Annotated in this window: 2 protein-coding genes; one reads left to right on the forward strand and one right to left on the reverse strand. The window is 66.3% G+C overall.

Annotated elements, in window-relative coordinates:
* Positions 1-36: 36 nt before the first annotated feature.
* Complete coding sequence (locus LQV45_RS33120; RefSeq protein ID WP_223914153.1) at positions 37-603, reverse strand: GtrA family protein; 567 nt, start codon at positions 601-603, stop codon at positions 37-39.
* Positions 604-823: 220 nt separating this feature from the next.
* Between LQV45_RS33120 and LQV45_RS33125 the strand changes: the two genes are divergently transcribed.
* The coding region (locus LQV45_RS33125) for an ATP-grasp domain-containing protein (RefSeq protein WP_230011937.1) at positions 824-1,316 on the forward strand (493 nt) is incomplete at its 3' end.

The following is a 1,316-nucleotide window of genomic DNA, read 5'->3' on the forward strand; positions in this document are numbered from 1 at the left end:
AATTCGCGGCACTGATCCCCCTGGGACTGCGGTTCCTTAGGCCGGCGGGCCGGGCAGTTCCGGATCGTTGACGGGTTCCCTGACGGCTGCCGTGGCAACCGGCTGGGAGTGCGGGTGCCGTTCGATGATCTCGTGGTCGTGCGAGAACTCGGGCTCTGCGTCGAGTTCCTGGTTGAACACCAGGAAGCGGTAGGCAAAGAACCGGACCACGGTCGCGACCAGGATGCCGACCACCCCGGCCAGGAAGAGCATGTTCTTGTCGGTGACTCCCATGCCGTACTTCGCGACGGCGGTCAGGCCGGTGGAGATGCCGATGCCGATCCCGTTGATGATGAGGAACATCACGAACTCGCGCAGCACGTTGGCCTGCCGGCGGTGCCGGAACGTCCAAAAACGGTTCGCAACCCAGGAAAAGACCGTCGCCACGCTGGCCCCGAAGAAGCGGGCCTTGGCCTCGCTGTCGGTCATGGGACCGTGCATCAGGTAAAACGTCAGTCCGTTGTCGATGACGAACGCGATGCCGCCGACGGCACCGAACTTGGCCACTTCGCGCCAGAACAGCGAGGCAAGCCCGCGCATGCGCTCGTTAAGTGTAGTAATCATGACCCTCCGTGGCCTTCTGGAACTGTCGGCCATTGGGCCAAACGCCCATTTTAGCGCCGTTTCCCGGGAGTCCGCCCGCAGCGGCCGCTCAGACGGCTCCCTGCGGACCCGGCGGCGGGCGCCGGGCGGGCGGGTGCGAAACCCCCGTCCCGGCACCGTTCCCGCGCTTGCCAATCCCCAAAAGCCGGGTTCCCGTGAGGTTTTCGGTAGGCTGGGACTTGTGACTTTTCCTGTAATCGGTGTTGTTGGCGGCGGCCAGCTTGCCCGCATGATGGCCCCTGCCGCGACCGCCCTGGGCTTTGAGCTCCGTGTTCTCGCCGAAGGCGAGGACGTCTCCGCAGTCTCTGCCGTGGCTAACGCCCCGGTTGGCGACTACAAGGACCTGGAGCATCTGCTCGAGTTCTCCCGCGGCCTCGACGTCCTGACCTTCGACCACGAACACGTCCCCACGGCGCACCTGCGGTCCTTGATCGGTGCCGGCGTGAACGTCCATCCCGGCCCGGATGCCCTGGTCAACGCCCAGGACAAGCTGGTGATGCGCGCCGCGATCGACCGGCTCGAGCTTCCGAACCCCACGTGGGCCTCCGTCGCCAATGTCGCGGACCTCGTCGCCTTCGGCGAGCAGACCGGCTGGCCGGTGGTGTTGAAAATGCCCCGCGGCGGCTACGACGGCAAGGGCGTGCGCATCGTGTCCTCGGCCGAGGACGCGGCGG

This window comes from Microbacterium sp. Bi128 (genome assembly GCF_918698205.1).